Below are 16,511 nucleotides of genomic sequence, written 5' to 3'. Positions count from 1 at the left end.
CAACTCGTGAAATTCCCAAACCAACGACTGGTCCAGCTGTTTACTCTCTTGCAAAACGAAACGCTGCCGCAGGACGAGCTGGCACGGCGTCTTAACGTCTCTACGCGTACGGTGCGTACCGATATCAACGTGCTCAACGAGCTGCTGGCCGATTATGCCGCCCGCTTTGTATTAAGCCGCAGTACGGGTTACCAGCTGAAGATTGATGATGCAGACCGCTTTCAGCAGCTCATACAGCAGTCGCCTTGTCATCTGCGCGTGCCGCGCAACTCGGCAGAGCGCATCAATTACCTGTTGACCCGTTTTCTCACCTCGGCTTTTTCACTCAAGCTGGAAGATCTGGCCGACGAATGGTTTGTCAGCCGCAGCACGCTGCAAAATGATATGGCCGGGGTCAGGGAGCGGCTGGGGCGTTATCATCTGGTGATTGAAACCAAACCGCGCTACGGCATGAAGCTGTTTGGCAGCGAGGTGGCAATACGAACCTGTCTGACAAGCCTGCTGTATCAGATAGCCCTTGAGGACAGTGACAGCCCGTTGCTTAAGGCGGGAGGGGTAAACAGCGGCATACTCGCATGGCTTCAGCCACTGCTGCGACAGAGTCTGTCGCTTTTTAATATTCGCCTGGCAGATGATGGCGAATATTATCTGCTCCTCTATTTTGCCGTTTCGCTGCGGCGCATAAGTGAAGGTTACCCGTTGACGGATTTCAGCGCCGAGGATGTGGATGATGAGGTTCGCGCTGCGGCCAGCCATATTGTTAATCTGATGCGCCCTGTGGTTGGCAAGGCAATCTCCCCGGCAGAAGAAGCCTGTTTGCGGATTAATATCGCCGCACGGCGGGTTGAGCAGCAGCAGGTGGCCAGCGCGATCGGTGCCGACGACGGTGACGCGCTGGTGCAATATCTCCTCAGCTACATCAACAGGCACTACAATTTCAATTTACAAAACGACCCGCAGCTGCGCGCCGACCTGCTGACGCATATTAAAACGATGATCACCCGCGTGCGCTATCAGATACATATTCCCAATCCCCTGCTGACCAATATCAAACAGCATTATCCGCTGGCGTGGGATGTAACGCTGGCGGCGGTGACCAGCTGGAGTAAATACTCGCCCTATATCATCTGCGAAAATGAAATCGGTTTTCTGGTACTGCACATCGGCGTCGGGCTGGATCGTCATTACCATGTTGGCTACCAGCGTCATCCGCAAATTTTGCTGGTGTGTGATACCGGCAATTCCACCGTGCGCATGATCCAGGCCATGCTGTGGCGCAAGTACCCGCAGATGGTGGTAAACAAGATTATCTCGCTACGGGATTACGCGTTGCAGGCGAGCATTGAAGAGGACTTTGTTATCTCCACCGTTCGCCTCAGTGATAAAGATAAGCCGGTGATATTAATGTCGCCATTCCCTAGCGAATATCAGCTGGAACAGCTCGCCAGACTGGTGCTGAAGGATCGTACCCGGCCTTATATGCTGGAGAAATTCTTCGATGCCAGTCACTTTATGATCCTCAACAGGCAGACAGATCGCTCATTGCTTTTTCGTCAACTGTGTGACCAGCTGGAGCAGGAAGGAATGGTGGATCATACCTTTTACCCCTCCGTTGAAGAGCGCGAAGCCATCGTCACGACAATGCTGGGCGAAGGTATTGCCCTGCCGCATTCCCTCGGGCTACTGGCCAAAAAACCTGTGTCTATACCGTGCTGGCCCCACAGGGGATTGCATGGGGAGATGAAACGGCGTACGTGATTTTCCTGCTGGCCATCGGCAAGACGGAATATGAAGAAGCGATGGCGATTTACGATCTGTTTGTCACGTTTATGCGTGAAAGGGCGATGGTGAGGCTAAGAGACAGCAAGGATTTTGCCGATTTCAAAGCGGTGGCGATGGAGTGTTTAAATCGTTTCCCCGGCGGAACATGCGGCGCGGGGTGAAAGGACGACCGACACGGCGATCGCCCTTGTCAGCCGCTATTTAAGAAGGGTAAACGCGGTGGTGACGTGCTTCACGCCGCTTACCCGGCTGGCGATATCCGCTGCCGCTTTTGCTTCTTCGTTGGTGACCAGCCCCAGCAGGAACACTTCACCATTTTCGGTGGTCACCTTAACGCTTGATGATTTTACCCGATCGCTACCGAGCAGCTGCGAGCGCACTTTGGTGGTTATCCAGGTGTCGGACGACGCGGTGCCAAAGCTCACCTTATTACCGGTGCGGATCTCGTTATACACCTCTGTGGCTCCGTCGACGCCGACGGCGATCTGCTTCGCGCGTAATGCCAGCTCGCTACCCGGTGCCTGGCCGGTCAGCAGCACCTTGCCCTGATAGGCAGTGGCGACGATATGGGTAGTTTGCTTAATCTGTTCATCTTTAGACAGTGCGTTAGTGACGCGCAGCTCCAGGGTGCCGTCATCCACCTGGGTTCCGACGGTACGCGGGTCGGTGGCGGTTTTGGTGGCCACCGCCGCACTGCCCACTACCGCGGCCACACAGCCCTGTAACATCAACGCGGTAAGGATCACTGCACATGTAGATAGTGCCTTCATTTTAGCTCCTTCAGACTTCCTGGTGTGGAAACAACGTGTTATCAATTAAATCGCACAAACAGTTCACGGTTAACATATGCATTTCCTGAATCCTTGCGCTGCGGTGCGAAGGGATACGGATCTCGACATCCTGTGGCCCCAGCAGGCCGGCGAGTTCTCCGCCATCGTGGCCGGTCAGCGCGACAATGGTCATATCACGCGTGACCGCTGCCTCTACGGCTTTGACAATATCACGACTGTTGCCGCGCGATGAAATCGCCAGCAAAATATCGCCGGTTTGGCCCAGAGCCCGCACCTGCTTGGCATAAATCTCTTCATGCAGTCGGTCATTACCAATGGCCGTCAGCAGCACGTTATCGGCACTGAGGGCGATGGCCGGCAGGCTGGGGCGCTCGGTCTCAAAGCGGTTAATCATACTGGCGGCAAAGTGCTGCGCATTGGCACTGGAGGTGCCGTTACCGCAACTGAGGATTTTATTGCCATTGAGCAGCGACTGCACCAAGGTCATTGCTGCACGAGAAATGGCGTCTGGCAGTGCCTCCGCCGCTGCGATCTGAGTCTGAATACTTTCGGTAAAGCAAACTTTTATTCTTTCCAGCACGTCATTCACCTGGTTGTTTTATGCGGCGACTTATTCCGCGGTAAACGCATTGGGCAGCCATTCAACCTGTTCACCGGTTATCGCCACCACGTCAAAACGGCAGTCGGCCGTATCGAAACTTTGCTTGCGGCTGTGCAGCCACGTTGCTGCCGCCTGTAGCAGCTTCAGCTGTTTACTGCGGGTGACGCTGGTGGCAGCACCGCCGAAAAGGGCATTGCGGCGATAGCGTACTTCAACGAAAACCCACACCTGCTTATCGCGCATGATGAGGTCAATTTCACCGCTGCGGTAACGCACATTGGCAGCGACAAAATGCAGCCCTGAAGTTTCCAGCAGGCGGCGAGCCTGAATTTCACGGCTCGCTCCCTGCTGCTGTCGGCTCAGGTGGCCGGAACGATCTGTCCTTGATGATACTGGCTCCATACTAACTTCCTGTTAATGACGCAGTCCCGATCGGCGCTCAAATTGCCGGTGTCGCCATTGATCTGAAAGCCCGGCTGGGTTCGCATCTCGCTGAAACGGCTAGCCAGCGTCCAGGCATCAATGCCCATGGCATACAGGCGAACCAGTGAATAATTATTGTTAAACATTTTTGCAGCCTGCTGCATCAGCGCCGGGTTAGCACCGGACAGCAGCGGCACATCACTGAACTGCAAGCCCTCCAGCTCCAGACGGAAATCCGGGCCTGCACCGGCCTGGTAGCTGCGCGAGCTGGCGTACAGGCCCACATTATCACGGCTACTGATACGCATGGCGATCATCGATTTAATCAGGATCATTTCGTCCTGAGTGGCGACAATATACACCGAATCGATGCGGCCGTTACTGCTGCTGGCACCAATCTGAGCATCGGTTGGCGCTGGCGGGATAGTCAGGCCGGCAATGGTTACGCCGGCCTGGTGCTGCGGCTGGACGTCAACCGGGGTGCCGCTCAGGCGAATACCCGCGCCGCTGTTCATGCCCTGGTTCAACTCGGCTAATGAACCAAACTGCTGCTGCAATACCGTGGTGCCGCCCAGCTTCTGCCATTCGGTGGCAAAAGCCTTGTTAACGCGATCGCCGAGTGAAGTGCGAGGCGCCAGCAGCAGCGGGGCGCGTTTTCCCTGTTCCCACATATGATGCGCAGCATCGCGGGCTTCGTCTTCAGGCGACAGCGCAAAATAGCAAATATTCGGACGGTTCTGGACGCTCTCCGGCTCATTCAGCGCCAGAACGTTAAGCGCAGTCTGGCTGTTGAGCATTTTATCGACGTCATTTTTCAGCAACGGGCCAACCACCAGCGTGGCACCGTCATTTTGTGCCTGAGTTAATGCCTGTTCAACGGGCTGCGCGCTGGTGTCATAGATCTGAATCTGGGTAAGACTGGACGGTGCGGCGGTTGCAGCGTCGGGAGCCGTGACAGACTGCGGCTGTTCGGCTGGCCGGGCGTCCGCATCTGCCGGACTGGCCGAAGGGCTGACCGCCACGGTTGCATCACCGGGAAGCGCGCCAGGGGCCTGCATCGGCTCCGCAGGTGACGGCGTGACAGTGGCCTGAGCCAGTACGCCATTTTTCGCGTCGTTAAAACCTTTTTGAATAGCGTTGGCATAGACCTGAGCCTGTCCACTTAACGGCAGCAGCAATGCGATTTTAGCCGTCGAGGTGGGATGTAAGTTTTGTGCCTGGGTCAGGGGGCTGGGCAGCAATTTTGCCGCCGGGTTATATGGATAACGCGTCTGCCAGTCACTGATAGCGGATTTCATCATTTCCGGGTCACTGGCGTTAGACTTATAAACGCCCAGCAGATCTAACCAGCCTTGCAGCACGTTTTCATTGGCATTGATAGTCAACGTGCTGAGTTGTTGCTGGGGTAATTGCAGCAGCGCTTGCCAGGTGTCATCAATATTTTTTTGCTTATCCGCCGGGTTGGTCAGCAGCGGCTCTTGTGCAACATAAGCACGCACCACGTCAAGTGACGGTTGGCCCTGACCGGCGGCGATTTGCATCTGGTAGAAGCGAACCTGCTGATCGCGTGAGAGTGCGCTGATATTAACCTGCTTCAGCCTGTCGGCAGCACCCGGCAAATTTTGGCGGGCAATATCAAGCTGAGCCAGCAGCAGCAGCTGTTCCTGATGCTGAACGGCGTTCAGATCCGCTGCCAGCTGCATGAGCGCATCATTGGCCTGGGGAACCTTACCTTCGTTTAACAGCGCTCTGATTGCGAGTAATTGCCAGTCAACCTTGTTATCATCTGAGCTTTGTTGCACCTGCTGCAGATAATAGTCAGAGGTGCCATTGGCCGCGCCCTGCACATTCGCCGGGGGCGTTTGTGGGGCCTGGCCGGTACAACCGGCAAAAATCAGGGCGGCCAGCAGAAGCGGCACGGTGCGTACCGCTTTGCGGTGAACTACTTTCGAAGGAAGCATACTGTATCCAGTGATGTTTTTTTCAAGATGCTCAATATTAAATCGGCTATGCGGATCAAACAATGAAACAACACGATCGGGCAGATATTTCTGCCAGCACGCTCTATATCGTCCCCACTCCAATTGGTAACCTGGGCGATATCACCCAGCGGGCACTGACGGTGCTTGCGAGCGTCGATCTGATCGCTGCGGAAGATACACGTCATACCGGGCTGTTGCTACAACATTTCGCCATCAATGCGCGGCTGTTCGCATTACACGACCATAATGAACAGCAGAAAGCTGAAGTCCTGCTGACGCGTTTGCGCGAGGGGCAAAGCATCGCCCTGGTGTCCGATGCCGGTACGCCGCTGATTAACGATCCGGGCTACCATCTGGTGCGCTTGTGCCGGGAAGCGGGTATTCGGGTGGTGCCGTTACCGGGTGCTTGCGCGGCAATTACCGCGCTAAGCGCCGCCGGATTACCGTCCGACCGCTTTTGTTACGAAGGGTTTCTGCCGGCGAAAAGCAAAGGCCGTTGCGATACCTTGAAAGCGCTTGAGCAGGAGCCTCGCACGCTGATTTTCTACGAATCCACCCACCGTCTGCTCGACAGCCTGCACGATATGGTGACGGTAATGGGGCCGGAGCGTTATGTGGTGCTGGCGCGCGAAATCACCAAAACGTGGGAATCTATCTTTGGTGCGCCGGTCGGCGAGCTGCTGGCCTGGGTACAGGAGGATGAGAATCGCCGTAAGGGCGAGATGGTGCTGATTGTGGAAGGTTATCACGCACAAGAACAGGCTTTGCCGCCTGAAGCGCTGCGCACGCTGGCACTGTTAAAAAGTGAGCTGCCGCTCAAAAAAGCAGCTCAGTTAACTGCCGAAATTTATGGCGTGAAGAAAAATGCATTATATAAGTATGCACTCGGGCAGCAGGGCGAGTGACAAGCAGATGAAAACCCTATACACTTCGCGCCGAAGCTGACCAGACAGTCGCCGCTTTGTTGCCGTCCTCCTTTGGGGGGAGACAGACAGAGGGGAGGAAAGTCCGGGCTCCATAGGGCAGGGTGCCAGGTAACGCCTGGGGGACGCAAGTCCACGACCAGTGCAACAGAGAGCAAACCGCCGATGGCCTATGCAAATAGGATCAGGTAAGGGTGAAAGGGTGCGGTAAGAGCGCACCGCGCGGCTGGCAACAGTTCGTGGCACGGTAAACTCCACCCGGAGCAAGGCCAAATAGGGGTTCACCAGGTACGGCCCGTACTGAACCCGGGTAGGCTGCTTGAGCCAGTGAGCGATTGCTGGCCTAGATGAATGACTGTCCACGACAGAACCCGGCTTACCGGTCAGCTTCACACTATTCAAACAAAACCCTGCTCCGGCGGGGTTTTTGTTTTTCAGACAGAACGGCAGGATGAATGACCGTCCACGACGCTTTCCATGAACAGAGGGCGGCTTACCGGTCAGCTTCACACTATTCAAACAAAACCCTGCTCCGGCGGGGTTTTTGTTTTTGCAAACGGAACGGCAGGACGAATGACCGTCCACGACGCTTTCCATAAACAGAAAGCGGCTTACCGTTCAGCTTCTCATTATTTAAAACAAAACCCTGCTTCGGCGGGGTTTTTGTTTTTCAGACAGAACGTCAGGACGAATGACCGTCCACGACGCTTTCCATGAACAGAGGGCGGCTTACCGGTCAGCTTCACACTATTCAAACAAAACCCTGCTCCGGCGGGGTTTTTGTTTTTCAGACAGAACGGCAGGATGAATGACCGTCCACGACGCTTTCCATGAACAGAGGGCGGCTTACCGGTCAGCTTCACACTATTCAAACAAAACCCTGCTCCGGCGGGGTTTTTGTTTTTGCAAACGGAACGGCAGGACGAATGACCGTCCACGACGCTTTCCATGAACAGAGGGCGGCTTACCGGTCAGCTTCACACTATTCAAACAAAACCCTGCTCCGGCGGGGTTTTTGTTTTTGCAAACGGAACGGCAGGACGAATGACCGTCCACGACGCTTTCCATAAACAGAAAGCGGCTTATCGGTCAGCTTCACACTATTCAGAACAAAACCCTGCTCCGGCGGGGTTTTGTTTTTCAGACAGAACGTCAGGACGAATGACCGTCCACGACGCTTTCCATAAACAGAGGGCGGCTTACCGGTCAGCTTCACACTATTCAAACAAAACCCTGCTCCGGCGGGGTTTTTGTTTTTGCAAACGGAACGGCAGGACGAATGACCGTCCACGACGCTTTCCATAAACAGAAAGCGGCTTACCGTTCAGCTTCACACTATTCAAACAAAACCCTGCTTCGGCGGGGTTTTTGTCTCATTTGCCTGGCGCTACCAGCAGTGCAAACCACTCGGGATTAGTCTCCAGCGCACCGTCAAGCTCGGCCCATTTAATATTATGCGAAGTGACACCTTTTTTTATCTTTGTATTGATGATTTTTCTAACCTCATCAACATTGTCATGTTTTTTTGAAAAGTTATTACGATAGAGCCAGTCTTCTAATTCGTAGTGTTGCTGTTTGCTGGTGTTGACAAACTTATTGTCTTGCTTAGGCATATCGATCTTCCTTGTGATTTTGCAGTGCAATGATTGACTGATATTGACAGATTGATATCTGTTAAAGCCGCTTTAATATCTGTTTCAGCAGTATTTTGTGGTTATTAAACAGAGGCGGTTTTCATCATAAGGATTAGCCGCGCCGGATAGTTTGGCTTAAGTCATATGTCGGGATTTATGGACAAACTACTAATTTAAAAAGGCAGGGCGCAGTGCTGGCAGAAGCTCGGGCATTCACTGTTGTGGCGTTCACAGCGGTAAATCTATCACCAGCGCGCGTACGGGCGTTATCGCCACCAGGGTAACACTCTGCTCATCACGGAGAAACGCGCCATCGCCACAACTCAGGGTTACCTGCTGTAGCGACGGGGTGGCCGCTGTCAGCGAGCCATAAATCGATTGCAGGTAGGCGCGAGGTCCCTTTAATGGCAGGCGGTAATTCTCACCCGGCTTCAGCACCAGCTGATGAATCCACAGCTGCTGGCGAAGCTGCATGCTGCCAGCACTGCCGTCTGGCGAGGCAACCAGGGTGTAGGGTTGGCATTCCGCTATATTCAGCCGTTGAAACTGCGCGTTTTCCAGCTGTGGGCAGGCTTCCATCCACAGCTGCATACGGGTAAGAACCTGTTCTTTGCTGATGTTATGTTCGGAGTAGCTGACGCCGGGCTGGGTTGCCAGCAGCAAGGCTTCACCCGCCTGCGCCTGAGCATAATGTCCTTCGCTGTCGCGGTACTCTGCCGTACCCTGCAAAATCAGGTTGAGCACGTCGACCTTAGGGTAAGTTCGCGGTTGCAAACTGCTGCCGGGTGCCAGGACTTCCTGATTCAGTACGCGTAATGATGCGTAACCCAGTAGTGAGGGATCAAAGTAGTGGCCAAAAGAAAAGGTATAACGCGCTTGCAACCAGCCGTAATCAGCGGTGCCGCACTGTTGAGCGGTTCGACTATCAATCACAGGTATCTCCTTACAGGTCGGCGCTGCCAGCCGTTTCTTATTCTGTCATGGTAAGTTTCTGGACGCCGGATTGTTAGCCAGTTAATCTGCTGGCTATATTCAAAATTACTGACAGAGAATGACTATGGCTAAAGACCGTGCTCTGACGCTGGAAGCGCTGCGCGTTATGGATGCTATCGATCGTCGCGGTAGCTTCGCGGCGGCTGCAGATGAACTCGGCAGAGTGCCTTCCGCGCTCAGTTATACCATGCAGAAACTGGAAGAGGAGCTGGATGTGGTGCTGTTCGACCGCTCCGGCCACCGCACCAAATTTACTAACGTTGGCCGTATGCTGCTTGAACGCGGCCGCGTACTGCTGGAAGCGGCAGACAAATTGACCACCGACGCCGAGGCGCTGGCACGCGGTTGGGAAACCCATCTTACCATTGCCACAGAAGCGCTGGTGTCTAACGAGCTGCTGTTTCCACTGGTAGAAAAACTGGCGCATAAAGCCAATACCCAACTCTCGCTGGTGAAAGAAGTGCTGGCCGGAGCGTGGGAACGTCTGGAGCAGGGGCGCGCAGATATCGTTATTGCCCCGGATATGCACTTTCGCGCCTCGTCGGAGATCAACACCCGTAAGCTTTTTACCCTGATGAGCGTCTATGTCGCCAGCCCGGATCACCCTATCCATCAGGAACCGGAACCGCTGTCGGAAACTACACGCGTCAAGTATCGCGGTATTGCCGTAGCGGATACAGCGCGCGAGCGCCCGGTACTGACGGTAACGCTGCTCGACAAACAGCAGCGTCTGACGGTCAGCACTATTGAAGACAAGCACCGCGCCCTGCTGGCAGGATTAGGTGTGGGTACGATGCCCTATACGATGGTTGAAAAGGATGTTTCCGAAGGGCGCTTACGCGTGGTCAGTCCGGAATATAAACTTGAGGTCGATATCATTATGGCGTGGCGACGCGACAGCATGGGAGAAGCCAAGGCCTGGTGCCTGCGGGAGATCCCTAAACTGCTCGCCCGATGCCAGAGTTGCCCCCCCTGCAGCACTAAAGGCTAAGGAGACGGGTTTTCAGCGACCACTTGCTGAGCCTGCCCGATACCAGAGAAAGTGGTATAAGTCTGATAGTAGTAATGGCCGACGAACGCGATATAGCACAGCAGGACGACGGCGAGACAAACGGCAATAGTTTTGATCATGGCTCTGCTCCCCGGAAGCTTATTCGTATTGGCTGGTTGAGTCAGTAAAGATACGCGAGTGCTCACGGAGAGATGTGTGCCAGATCAACAAAAGGTGCATATTTTTGGGGTGCGGAAAAAATCGGCCCGCATGCCAAAACCGGCCTGTCTTCAGCGGGGAGCAGAGCAACGGTTAAAGCGGCGAACGCGCCCGTGAGGTGCGCCCCAGTGGCGAAGGGCCGATGGTGTTCGTTTAAGCGTCCACCGCCTGACGCGTTATCGTGCCCGCTGTCATAGCGAACGCCGTCAGCCAGTTGTCCGGTCACTTCTCACAAATACGCGACCTATTTTAAACCGCTGGCGTGTGGCAGTGCTGCCTTGACGGAAGATAACCGCCGGATAGTGTCCTTTGCCACGCCAGTACTTCCGGGCGAACAATAAAAAAAGGCAAGGATATGGAGATCCTCGCCCCGATGCAGCCACTGTAGCGGACTTACCCGTTTTTACCCAGCAGACGGTCGATGCTGAATGCGCCAGCACCGGTGATGCCGAGAAGCAGGAAGCCGCCGGCAATTGACAGATTTTTCATGAACATCAGCGAGTTCACGCCCTGAGCAAAGTCGGTATGGAAAATCAATGCCGTCAGCAGCGTGAATACTGCGATGAACAGCGCAGTAAAGCGCGTCAGAAAGCCGAACAGGATAGCCAGTCCACCGCCGAACTCGAGTAAAATAGTCAGCGGCAGGAAGAAGCCCGGCACGCCCATTGCTGCCATATACTGCTGTGTGCCGGCATAATCACTGATTTTTCCCCAGCCTGCGTAGATGAACAGAATGGGCATCAGGATGCGGGCGACTAATAAACCGGTATCTTCATATTTTTTCATGGTGTTCCCCAAACAAGAAATTGATGGTCATGCAGGTGGCATAACCTGACCAGGACCGTGCACGGGGCGGGTTAAGCGCCCAGTGCGATTCGTTATTGGAGATGATAGTTTGCTTACGGAAAGATTGTTAGCGAGATAATCTGTCGATGTTGTTCAAAAAATTGCAGGGAATGCAGCCGCACAGGGCGTGCGGCCAGCAACAGAGTCGATTAACGGCGGGGCAGGTAGTTACGAACCATGCGCCAGGTGCTCCATGCCCCTAAACCACGCCTGGCCCAGCGCGTGATCGTGCGGGGATTGCGCACGGACCAGATAGCCATCACCCCGCCGCCAAGCGCCAGCCAGCGTTTGGCGCTAAGCAGAGCCAGCCAGCCGTGATCGTAGCGTGCCGTACTGTCCAGCCAGGCGTTACGCCCGGCGCTCAGATCCAAACGCTGCTGCTGTATCTGGCGCAGCAGCTCGGCTTTACGCGCTTCACGCTTGCGGCTCATTAGTCACCCTCCAGCAGCTTGCGGTCTTCCGACAGCTCCTTACGTGTGGCACCTAACAGGGTGGAACGCCTTGATTTAATCAGCGTCCACAAGCCAAGGATCAGCGCCAGTGCAAAAAGCACCCCGGTAGTGATGGCCACCGCCATCAACCGATATTGCGCATCTACACCCCAGATAATCAGTACCATCAGGCTCATCAAACCAAATGCGGTAAACAGCATGGTCAGGCCCACCATCAGCAGCATCTGCAGCAGATTAGCTTTTTCCGCTTCAAGCTCCACAACGGCAAGCCGGACACGGGTTTCAACCATGCCCACCAGCGTAGTGATCAGGCGCTGTCCGATATTGATGACCCCCTTGCCGGGGCCGTGGCTTTGCGAATGATCGGCCATGTTAACGACGCGTCAGCAGCACGCCCAGTACCACCCCGACAGCAGCACCGACACCAACGCTGGTCCAGGGGTTATCGCGCACATAAACATCAGCACGCCCGGCCGCATCACGCGTTGTTTGCGCGATAAGGTCGCCGGAGTCGCTAAGACGCGCGCGGGTGTCTTTGAGTGCGTTCTGTGCCTTGTTGCGCAGCTTATCCAGTTCGGACCTGGATTTCTCACTGGAGGAACTCAGTACTTCTTCAAGGGTGTCCGCCAGGCTTTTCAGCTCGGCGCGCAAATTTTCTGAAGTGATATCTTTAGACATTGAAACTCCTCAAATTTTACTTAGTGATGTCGGGCAGAGACCTTAATAGGGTGCATCCAGCACTTTCTTTAGCTCGCGTTGAGCTTCAGAAAGTTTCTTTTCGCGCTTATCAATTTTTGCGCGGCTACCGCCTTTCGCTATTTCCTGCTGTAATTCATGTTTCCGTTCGGTCACTTTCTGCTCGTGCCGTCTGATCTTTTCCCGATGAGTTTTTTTCAGGTCAGTATCGCTACAGTTCGCCTGGATCTCCCTTAATGCCTGCTGTAAGCCAATAATGCGATGTTTATTGTCATGCTTTTGGGCCAGCTCTATCTCATGGTGAACGGCCTGCTCTTTCTGCTGGCAAAGCGTGCCGGCATGAGCGTAGGTGCCCAGAGAGAGCAGGCTGACGCTGAAGATGATATGTAATTTCATCGAAATATTGACCTTCCTTTTAAGCGATATCAACGAGTAATGATATCGGGTTCCTGAAACACGGTTACCATTAGGGTTGTCCGGTAAAGCATAGACAGAAAATGATGAAAGCTCAAAACCGGGAATAATATTAGCGCCAGCCCCTTCCGGACGCCGGGGCCTGCTGGCTAGCCGACAAATTGTGGAAGCAGGCTAATGCGGTTGATCCAGCTGGCTGCGCCCGGGCCTGGCTGATGTGCAATATCAAAGCTCTGCGCAAACAGCTTGCGCAGCACCCTTTCAGCCGCATAACTTTGCTCCGGTGAATCAAAGCGGATCACCAACGAATCTTGCTCCGGCGTAATGCTCTGGATGTGGATCCCTTGTGCGCTCAGTGTTTGGTAGACGTAAAAGCCGTCTGGCAATGAGACTCCCTGACGTGAAGCGCGGATTTGCAAAGTGCTGTCGTGACGAAACAGGGCGGGTATCATCGCCAGCCCTATCAGGGCGACAAAAGCCACAATCAGCCATGGCAACAAGCGCCGCCGTGGATCGCGCTTTTTAATTGAAGCAGTTGTCATGAGTTTCCTTTCTCATTATCTGACCGTTTTTTGCGCCATAACACATACAGCGAACCGCACAGGCCGAATACCAGCAGCACCAGCGGCAGCAACATCAGACAGAACATTAGCTGGTCTTCGTATTGTCGGAAAATTGGCGTTTTACCCAGCGCAAATCCGATTACGGTCAAAATCAGCACCCAAAGAAACGCGCTGACCCAGTTGAAGAACTGAAAGCGTGTATTACTCAGGCCGGAAAGGCCGGCGATTGTTGGCAGCAGCGTGCGAACAAAGGCGATAAAACGGCCAACCAGCAGCGCGGAAAGGCCATGACGGTGAAACATCTGGTGCGCCCGCTGATGATAGTGTGCGGGCAGATGTGACAACCATTTTTGTACCGTCACCGTATTTCCCAGCCATCTTCCCTGTATATAACTGACCCAGCACCCAAGGCTGGCGGCAGTCGTCAGGACAAGTAATGTCATGGTAAAGCTCATCGTTCCTTTAGCGATCAGCACGCCGACCAGAATAAGTAAACTGTCACCCGGCAGGAAAGCGGCTGGCAGCAGGCCATTTTCCAGAAACAAAATGATGAACAGTACCAGGTAGATCGCCCAAACCAGTGAGGGATCTGCAAGGGCGGCATAATCCTGCTGCCACAGGGCTTGTACGAGAGATTTAAAAATATCCATTAGTCGTCCTGAACATCATCGTTGGCCCCTTAAACGGCAATTTGCACACTTAATTAATCGTCTTGTTGGTTCATTATGCAAGTTAAGGGGCGGATAAAACGGTTGGCGCGTAAGAATCGCATCTTTTTTTTAATGGTGCTGAAAGGGTAAAAATAACGGCTAACTGTAACAAAATAACGCATGACAGGACAGTAAGAAACTCCTGACCAATGAAGTTTTACCGAGTTAGAAGGCCGTTGAAAGGAGTTTTACACAGGCTGACACAACTGAACGTATTTTAACCCAAATTAATATCGGCCAGGCAGATTATCGCTTTTTTTGCTTATCAGGGAGGGGATTGCGGATGAAGCCGGTGTTTTAAGCAATAATAGCAAGGAGTCATTGATGTTCTATTCCGGCATGGTGAGTATTTATTGCTTCAGATCGATGTTTTTCGCACCGTTGCTTATGACGCGGCGCACTCTGCGGCGGCCCCATGCCGGCGCTGAAGGCTATCGGGCGGCAGTGAGTTGAACAATGTTGGCAAAAGACGCCTCTTTATCCGGATTGAACGCGGATCGCGACAGATGTATGACATTGCAGGAGGCGGGTGTCTGCTTCGCTTTTCAGAGGAAATAGCGATAAGGTTTGGTGGTATTATGCCAGTGGCGCTTGAGGCTTTTAGCCTTATTGATGTTGCACTGATTCGGACATTGTGAGGCAGAATTAAGAAAGCCCCGTAGTTAATTTTCATTAATCCACGAGGCCATCTGCATGCCATACACATCCAGAATAGCCTCTTACCCGCCGCAAGGCAAGGATGAGAAGGCGATGAAACTGCCAGCGAACTGTCTTATCTGGTGCGTACTTATAGTGTGTGTCACGCTTTTAATATTCACATATCTGACACGAAAATCGCTCTGCGAAATTCGCTATAAGGATGGTTACAGGGAGGTGGCCGCTTTCATGGCTTACGAATCCGGCAAGTAGCAGCCTGAAGACGGGGTGCGATCCCCGTCTTTTACGATTGGTGATGTTCTGACAGGCTGCGAGCGCCGTTATGAAGGGCTTTCCGTTTTGCGGGAAGCCCTTTTGTTACATCAGAGGTGCGCTCTGTGCCGGGAAGCGCATTATCAGGCATTTTGCTCCAGTCTGCGTTCTTCCGCCATACAGGCTGCGGCGGTAAACAAAATATCCGCCGATGAATTTAGCGCGGTTTCTGCTGAATCCTGCAGGACGCCGATAATAAAGCCTACCGCCACCACCTGCATCGCCACTTCATTTGGGATCCCAAACATATTACAGGCCACCGGGATTAGCAGCAGTGAACCGCCCGCCACGCCGGATGCGCCGCAGGCACAAACCGATGCCACCAGGCTTAGCAGGATAGCGGTGCCGACATCAATATGGATGCCTAATGTATGTACCGCCGCCAGCGTCAGCACGGTAATGGTAATCGATGCTCCGGCCATACTGATGTTGGCTCCAATCGGTATCGATACCGTATAGGTGTCCTCGTCAAGACCCAGCTTCTTCGCCAGCGCCATATTTACCGGGATATTGGCGGCGGAGCTGCGGGTAAAGAAGGCGGTGACGCCACTTTCACGCAGGCAGGTAAATACCAGCGGGTACGGGTTACGGCGAATTTGCCACCACACCAGCAGCGGGTTACATACCAGCGCCATAAGCAGCATACAGCCAAGCAGCAGGCCGAGCAGGCTGGCATATTGCCACAGCGCGTTAAATCCGGTTGAGGCAAGAATAGAAGCGACCAGCCCAAAGATGCCGACAGGCGCAATGCGGATCACAATACGCACCAGGCGGGTAACCGCATCGGAGGCGTCGTTAAGAAAGGCGCGGGTACTGTCGCTGCTATGGCGGAAAGCGAAGCCCAGCCCAATTGCCCAGACCAGGATGCCGATGTAGTTGGCCTTCATCAGCGCTTCTACCGGGTTAGTGACCATGCTCATCAGCAGGCCACGCAGTACTTCGATAATGCCGGAAGGCGGCACGATCTCGCTACTGGCGGTTTGCAGCGTCAGGTTTTGCGGTAGCAGGTGGCTGGCCGCCACCGCCACCGCCGCGGCAAAAAAGGTGCTCAGCAGATAGAGCATGACAATCGGGCGAATATTGGTTTTCTGACCCTGCTGATGATTGGCAATGGAGGAGATAACCAGAACCAGTACCAGCAACGGCGCGACCGCTTTTAAGGCATTGACGAACAGCTCGCCAAGCAGGCCGACCGCCTGCGCATTGCTTTTCGATATCCAGGCGAAAGCAACGCCAGCCAGCAGCCCAACCATAATTTGTGTTACCAGGCTGCCGTGCGTCAGGCGCTGTATCAGCCCGTTGTTTTCTTTACTCATAATTTAAAATCGCTGTCATTATCGATGTTCAGCTGCCCACAGATGCCGGCAACATGAGGTGTTTGCCCGAAGGAGTATAAGGAAATGCTCTGACAGGGAAAGGGAAAATTGCGCGATTTTTGCCTGATGTGGCAAAAGACGCAGCAGAAAACAGCCCGTAATGGCGTAAGGGGCTGTTTTCGCTAACGGGCCATATTTTGCTCGCC

The 16,511-nt window shown here is 54.0% G+C and carries 20 protein-coding genes, 1 other RNA gene and 1 pseudogene; 5 read left to right on the top strand and 17 right to left on the bottom strand.

What is annotated here, in order from left to right:
- Positions 1-6: 6 nt before the first annotated feature.
- Positions 7-1,943, top strand: a pseudogene (locus JGC47_RS14705) (BglG family transcription antiterminator).
- Positions 1,944-1,979: 36 nt separating this feature from the next.
- Here the strand turns inward: JGC47_RS14705 and dolP are convergent.
- The 4 genes from dolP to JGC47_RS14685 are packed head-to-tail and all read right to left on the bottom strand — an operon-like array spanning position 1,980 to position 5,558.
- Positions 1,980-2,552 (bottom strand): division/outer membrane stress-associated lipid-binding lipoprotein, encoded by a 573-nt coding sequence (gene dolP / locus JGC47_RS14700; RefSeq protein WP_004160068.1) that lies wholly within the window; start codon positions 2,550-2,552, stop codon positions 1,980-1,982.
- 10 nt (positions 2,553-2,562) lie between these two features.
- Positions 2,563-3,153 carry a DnaA initiator-associating protein DiaA gene (gene diaA / locus JGC47_RS14695; protein WP_004160067.1) on the bottom strand — a complete coding sequence of 197 codons (591 nt, stop codon included), beginning with the start codon at positions 3,151-3,153 and terminating at the stop codon, positions 2,563-2,565.
- Positions 3,154-3,183: 30 nt separating this feature from the next.
- Positions 3,184-3,576, bottom strand: a complete 393-nt coding sequence (locus JGC47_RS14690) for a YraN family protein (RefSeq protein ID WP_004160066.1) — start codon at positions 3,574-3,576, stop codon at positions 3,184-3,186.
- Positions 3,534-5,558 (bottom strand): penicillin-binding protein activator, encoded by a 2,025-nt coding sequence (locus JGC47_RS14685; RefSeq protein ID WP_004160065.1) that lies wholly within the window; start codon positions 5,556-5,558, stop codon positions 3,534-3,536. Before JGC47_RS14685 ends, JGC47_RS14690 begins: the two co-directional genes overlap by 43 nt.
- A 62-nt stretch (positions 5,559-5,620) precedes the next feature.
- Between JGC47_RS14685 and rsmI the strand changes: the two genes are divergently transcribed.
- Both rsmI and rnpB read left to right on the top strand, forming a co-directional pair.
- Positions 5,621-6,484 carry a 16S rRNA (cytidine(1402)-2'-O)-methyltransferase gene (gene rsmI, locus JGC47_RS14680; RefSeq protein ID WP_004160064.1) on the top strand — a complete coding sequence of 288 codons (864 nt, stop codon included), beginning with the start codon at positions 5,621-5,623 and terminating at the stop codon, positions 6,482-6,484.
- Positions 6,485-6,516: 32 nt separating this feature from the next.
- An RNA gene (gene rnpB / locus JGC47_RS14675) (RNase P RNA component class A) lies at positions 6,517-6,897 on the top strand.
- Between the two features lie 234 nt (positions 6,898-7,131).
- On the opposite strand, the gene JGC47_RS14670 is transcribed toward rnpB, so the two are convergent.
- The 4 genes from JGC47_RS14670 to JGC47_RS14655 form a co-directional block, all read right to left on the bottom strand.
- Positions 7,132-7,452 (bottom strand): hypothetical protein, encoded by a 321-nt coding sequence (locus JGC47_RS14670; RefSeq protein ID WP_013035812.1) that lies wholly within the window; start codon positions 7,450-7,452, stop codon positions 7,132-7,134.
- 32 nt (positions 7,453-7,484) lie between these two features.
- Positions 7,485-7,805: a hypothetical protein gene (locus tag JGC47_RS14665; RefSeq protein WP_013035813.1), complete on the bottom strand. Its 321-nt coding sequence runs from the start codon at positions 7,803-7,805 to the stop codon at positions 7,485-7,487.
- 70 nt (positions 7,806-7,875) lie between these two features.
- Positions 7,876-8,115 carry a hypothetical protein gene (locus tag JGC47_RS14660; RefSeq protein ID WP_004160052.1) on the bottom strand — a complete coding sequence of 80 codons (240 nt, stop codon included), beginning with the start codon at positions 8,113-8,115 and terminating at the stop codon, positions 7,876-7,878.
- Between the two features lie 249 nt (positions 8,116-8,364).
- Positions 8,365-9,069 carry a pirin family protein gene (locus tag JGC47_RS14655; protein WP_004160051.1) on the bottom strand — a complete coding sequence of 235 codons (705 nt, stop codon included), beginning with the start codon at positions 9,067-9,069 and terminating at the stop codon, positions 8,365-8,367.
- 124 nt (positions 9,070-9,193) lie between these two features.
- Here JGC47_RS14655 and JGC47_RS14650 point away from each other — a divergent pair, with 124 nt between their 5' ends.
- Positions 9,194-10,120, top strand: coding sequence for a LysR family transcriptional regulator (locus tag JGC47_RS14650; protein ID WP_024015347.1), 927 nt, complete (start codon positions 9,194-9,196; stop codon positions 10,118-10,120).
- On the opposite strand, the gene JGC47_RS14645 is transcribed toward JGC47_RS14650, so the two are convergent.
- From JGC47_RS14645 to JGC47_RS14610, 8 genes are all read right to left on the bottom strand, one after another.
- Positions 10,117-10,260 carry a hypothetical protein gene (locus JGC47_RS14645; protein ID WP_004160049.1) on the bottom strand — a complete coding sequence of 48 codons (144 nt, stop codon included), beginning with the start codon at positions 10,258-10,260 and terminating at the stop codon, positions 10,117-10,119. The genes JGC47_RS14650 and JGC47_RS14645 overlap by 4 nt on opposite strands.
- Before the next feature lie 472 nt (positions 10,261-10,732).
- Complete coding sequence (locus tag JGC47_RS14640; protein ID WP_004160048.1) at positions 10,733-11,125, bottom strand: DoxX family protein; 393 nt, start codon at positions 11,123-11,125, stop codon at positions 10,733-10,735.
- A gap of 209 nt (positions 11,126-11,334) precedes the next feature.
- Positions 11,335-11,616 (bottom strand): YqjK-like family protein, encoded by a 282-nt coding sequence (locus JGC47_RS14635; RefSeq protein ID WP_004160039.1) that lies wholly within the window; start codon positions 11,614-11,616, stop codon positions 11,335-11,337.
- Positions 11,616-12,008, bottom strand: coding sequence for a phage holin family protein (locus JGC47_RS14630; protein WP_004160038.1), 393 nt, complete (start codon positions 12,006-12,008; stop codon positions 11,616-11,618). Before JGC47_RS14630 ends, JGC47_RS14635 begins: the two co-directional genes overlap by 1 nt.
- A 1-nt stretch (position 12,009) precedes the next feature.
- Entirely contained in the window at positions 12,010-12,315 is a 306-nt protein-coding gene (locus tag JGC47_RS14625; protein ID WP_004160037.1) for an ElaB/YgaM/YqjD family protein, read from the bottom strand.
- A gap of 42 nt (positions 12,316-12,357) precedes the next feature.
- Positions 12,358-12,729, bottom strand: a complete 372-nt coding sequence (locus tag JGC47_RS14620; protein ID WP_004160036.1) for a DUF1090 domain-containing protein — start codon at positions 12,727-12,729, stop codon at positions 12,358-12,360.
- Between the two features lie 167 nt (positions 12,730-12,896).
- A complete protein-coding gene (gene mzrA, locus JGC47_RS14615) occupies positions 12,897-13,289 on the bottom strand; it encodes an EnvZ/OmpR regulon moderator MzrA (protein WP_004160035.1) in 393 nt (130 codons plus the stop codon).
- Positions 13,286-13,960 carry a DedA family protein gene (locus JGC47_RS14610; RefSeq protein WP_004160034.1) on the bottom strand — a complete coding sequence of 225 codons (675 nt, stop codon included), beginning with the start codon at positions 13,958-13,960 and terminating at the stop codon, positions 13,286-13,288. Before JGC47_RS14610 ends, mzrA begins: the two co-directional genes overlap by 4 nt.
- 852 nt (positions 13,961-14,812) lie before the next feature.
- On the opposite strand from JGC47_RS14610, the gene JGC47_RS17895 reads away from it, so the two are divergent.
- Positions 14,813-14,929 (top strand): type I toxin-antitoxin system Hok family toxin, encoded by a 117-nt coding sequence (locus JGC47_RS17895; protein ID WP_306475332.1) that lies wholly within the window; start codon positions 14,813-14,815, stop codon positions 14,927-14,929.
- Between the two features lie 143 nt (positions 14,930-15,072).
- Here JGC47_RS17895 and sstT read toward each other — a convergent pair whose 3' ends face one another.
- Positions 15,073-16,305: a serine/threonine transporter SstT gene (gene sstT / locus JGC47_RS14600; protein ID WP_004160030.1), complete on the bottom strand. Its 1,233-nt coding sequence runs from the start codon at positions 16,303-16,305 to the stop codon at positions 15,073-15,075.
- Positions 16,306-16,511 lie beyond the last annotated feature (206 nt).

The sequence above is a fragment of the Erwinia amylovora genome (assembly GCF_017161565.1).
Taxonomy (GTDB): domain Bacteria; phylum Pseudomonadota; class Gammaproteobacteria; order Enterobacterales; family Enterobacteriaceae; genus Erwinia; species Erwinia amylovora.
The sequence above is the reverse complement of the archived record's forward strand: the minus strand, read 5'-3'. Positions and strand labels throughout refer to the sequence as shown.

Excerpts from the sequence above, each read along its gene's own strand:
- dolP (WP_004160068.1), bottom strand. The coding sequence starts at position 2,552 with ATGAAGGCACTATCTACATGTGCAGTGATCCTTACCGCGTTGATGTTA.
- JGC47_RS14690 (WP_004160066.1), bottom strand. The coding sequence starts at position 3,576 with ATGGAGCCAGTATCATCAAGGACAGATCGTTCCGGCCACCTGAGCCGA.
- JGC47_RS14685 (WP_004160065.1), bottom strand. The coding sequence starts at position 5,558 with ATGCTTCCTTCGAAAGTAGTTCACCGCAAAGCGGTACGCACCGTGCCG.
- rsmI (WP_004160064.1), top strand. The coding sequence starts at position 5,621 with ATGAAACAACACGATCGGGCAGATATTTCTGCCAGCACGCTCTATATC.
- JGC47_RS14670 (WP_013035812.1), bottom strand. The coding sequence starts at position 7,452 with ATGGAAAGCGTCGTGGACGGTCATTCGTCCTGCCGTTCCGTTTGCAAA.
- JGC47_RS14665 (WP_013035813.1), bottom strand. The coding sequence starts at position 7,805 with ATGGAAAGCGTCGTGGACGGTCATTCGTCCTGCCGTTCCGTTTGCAAA.
- JGC47_RS14660 (WP_004160052.1), bottom strand. The coding sequence starts at position 8,115 with ATGCCTAAGCAAGACAATAAGTTTGTCAACACCAGCAAACAGCAACAC.
- JGC47_RS14650 (WP_024015347.1), top strand. The coding sequence starts at position 9,194 with ATGGCTAAAGACCGTGCTCTGACGCTGGAAGCGCTGCGCGTTATGGAT.
- JGC47_RS14645 (WP_004160049.1), bottom strand. The coding sequence starts at position 10,260 with ATGATCAAAACTATTGCCGTTTGTCTCGCCGTCGTCCTGCTGTGCTAT.
- JGC47_RS14640 (WP_004160048.1), bottom strand. The coding sequence starts at position 11,125 with ATGAAAAAATATGAAGATACCGGTTTATTAGTCGCCCGCATCCTGATG.
- JGC47_RS14635 (WP_004160039.1), bottom strand. The coding sequence starts at position 11,616 with ATGAGCCGCAAGCGTGAAGCGCGTAAAGCCGAGCTGCTGCGCCAGATA.
- JGC47_RS14630 (WP_004160038.1), bottom strand. The coding sequence starts at position 12,008 with ATGGCCGATCATTCGCAAAGCCACGGCCCCGGCAAGGGGGTCATCAAT.
- JGC47_RS14625 (WP_004160037.1), bottom strand. The coding sequence starts at position 12,315 with ATGTCTAAAGATATCACTTCAGAAAATTTGCGCGCCGAGCTGAAAAGC.
- JGC47_RS14620 (WP_004160036.1), bottom strand. The coding sequence starts at position 12,729 with ATGAAATTACATATCATCTTCAGCGTCAGCCTGCTCTCTCTGGGCACC.
- mzrA (WP_004160035.1), bottom strand. The coding sequence starts at position 13,289 with ATGACAACTGCTTCAATTAAAAAGCGCGATCCACGGCGGCGCTTGTTG.
- JGC47_RS14610 (WP_004160034.1), bottom strand. The coding sequence starts at position 13,960 with ATGGATATTTTTAAATCTCTCGTACAAGCCCTGTGGCAGCAGGATTAT.
- sstT (WP_004160030.1), bottom strand. The coding sequence starts at position 16,305 with ATGAGTAAAGAAAACAACGGGCTGATACAGCGCCTGACGCACGGCAGC.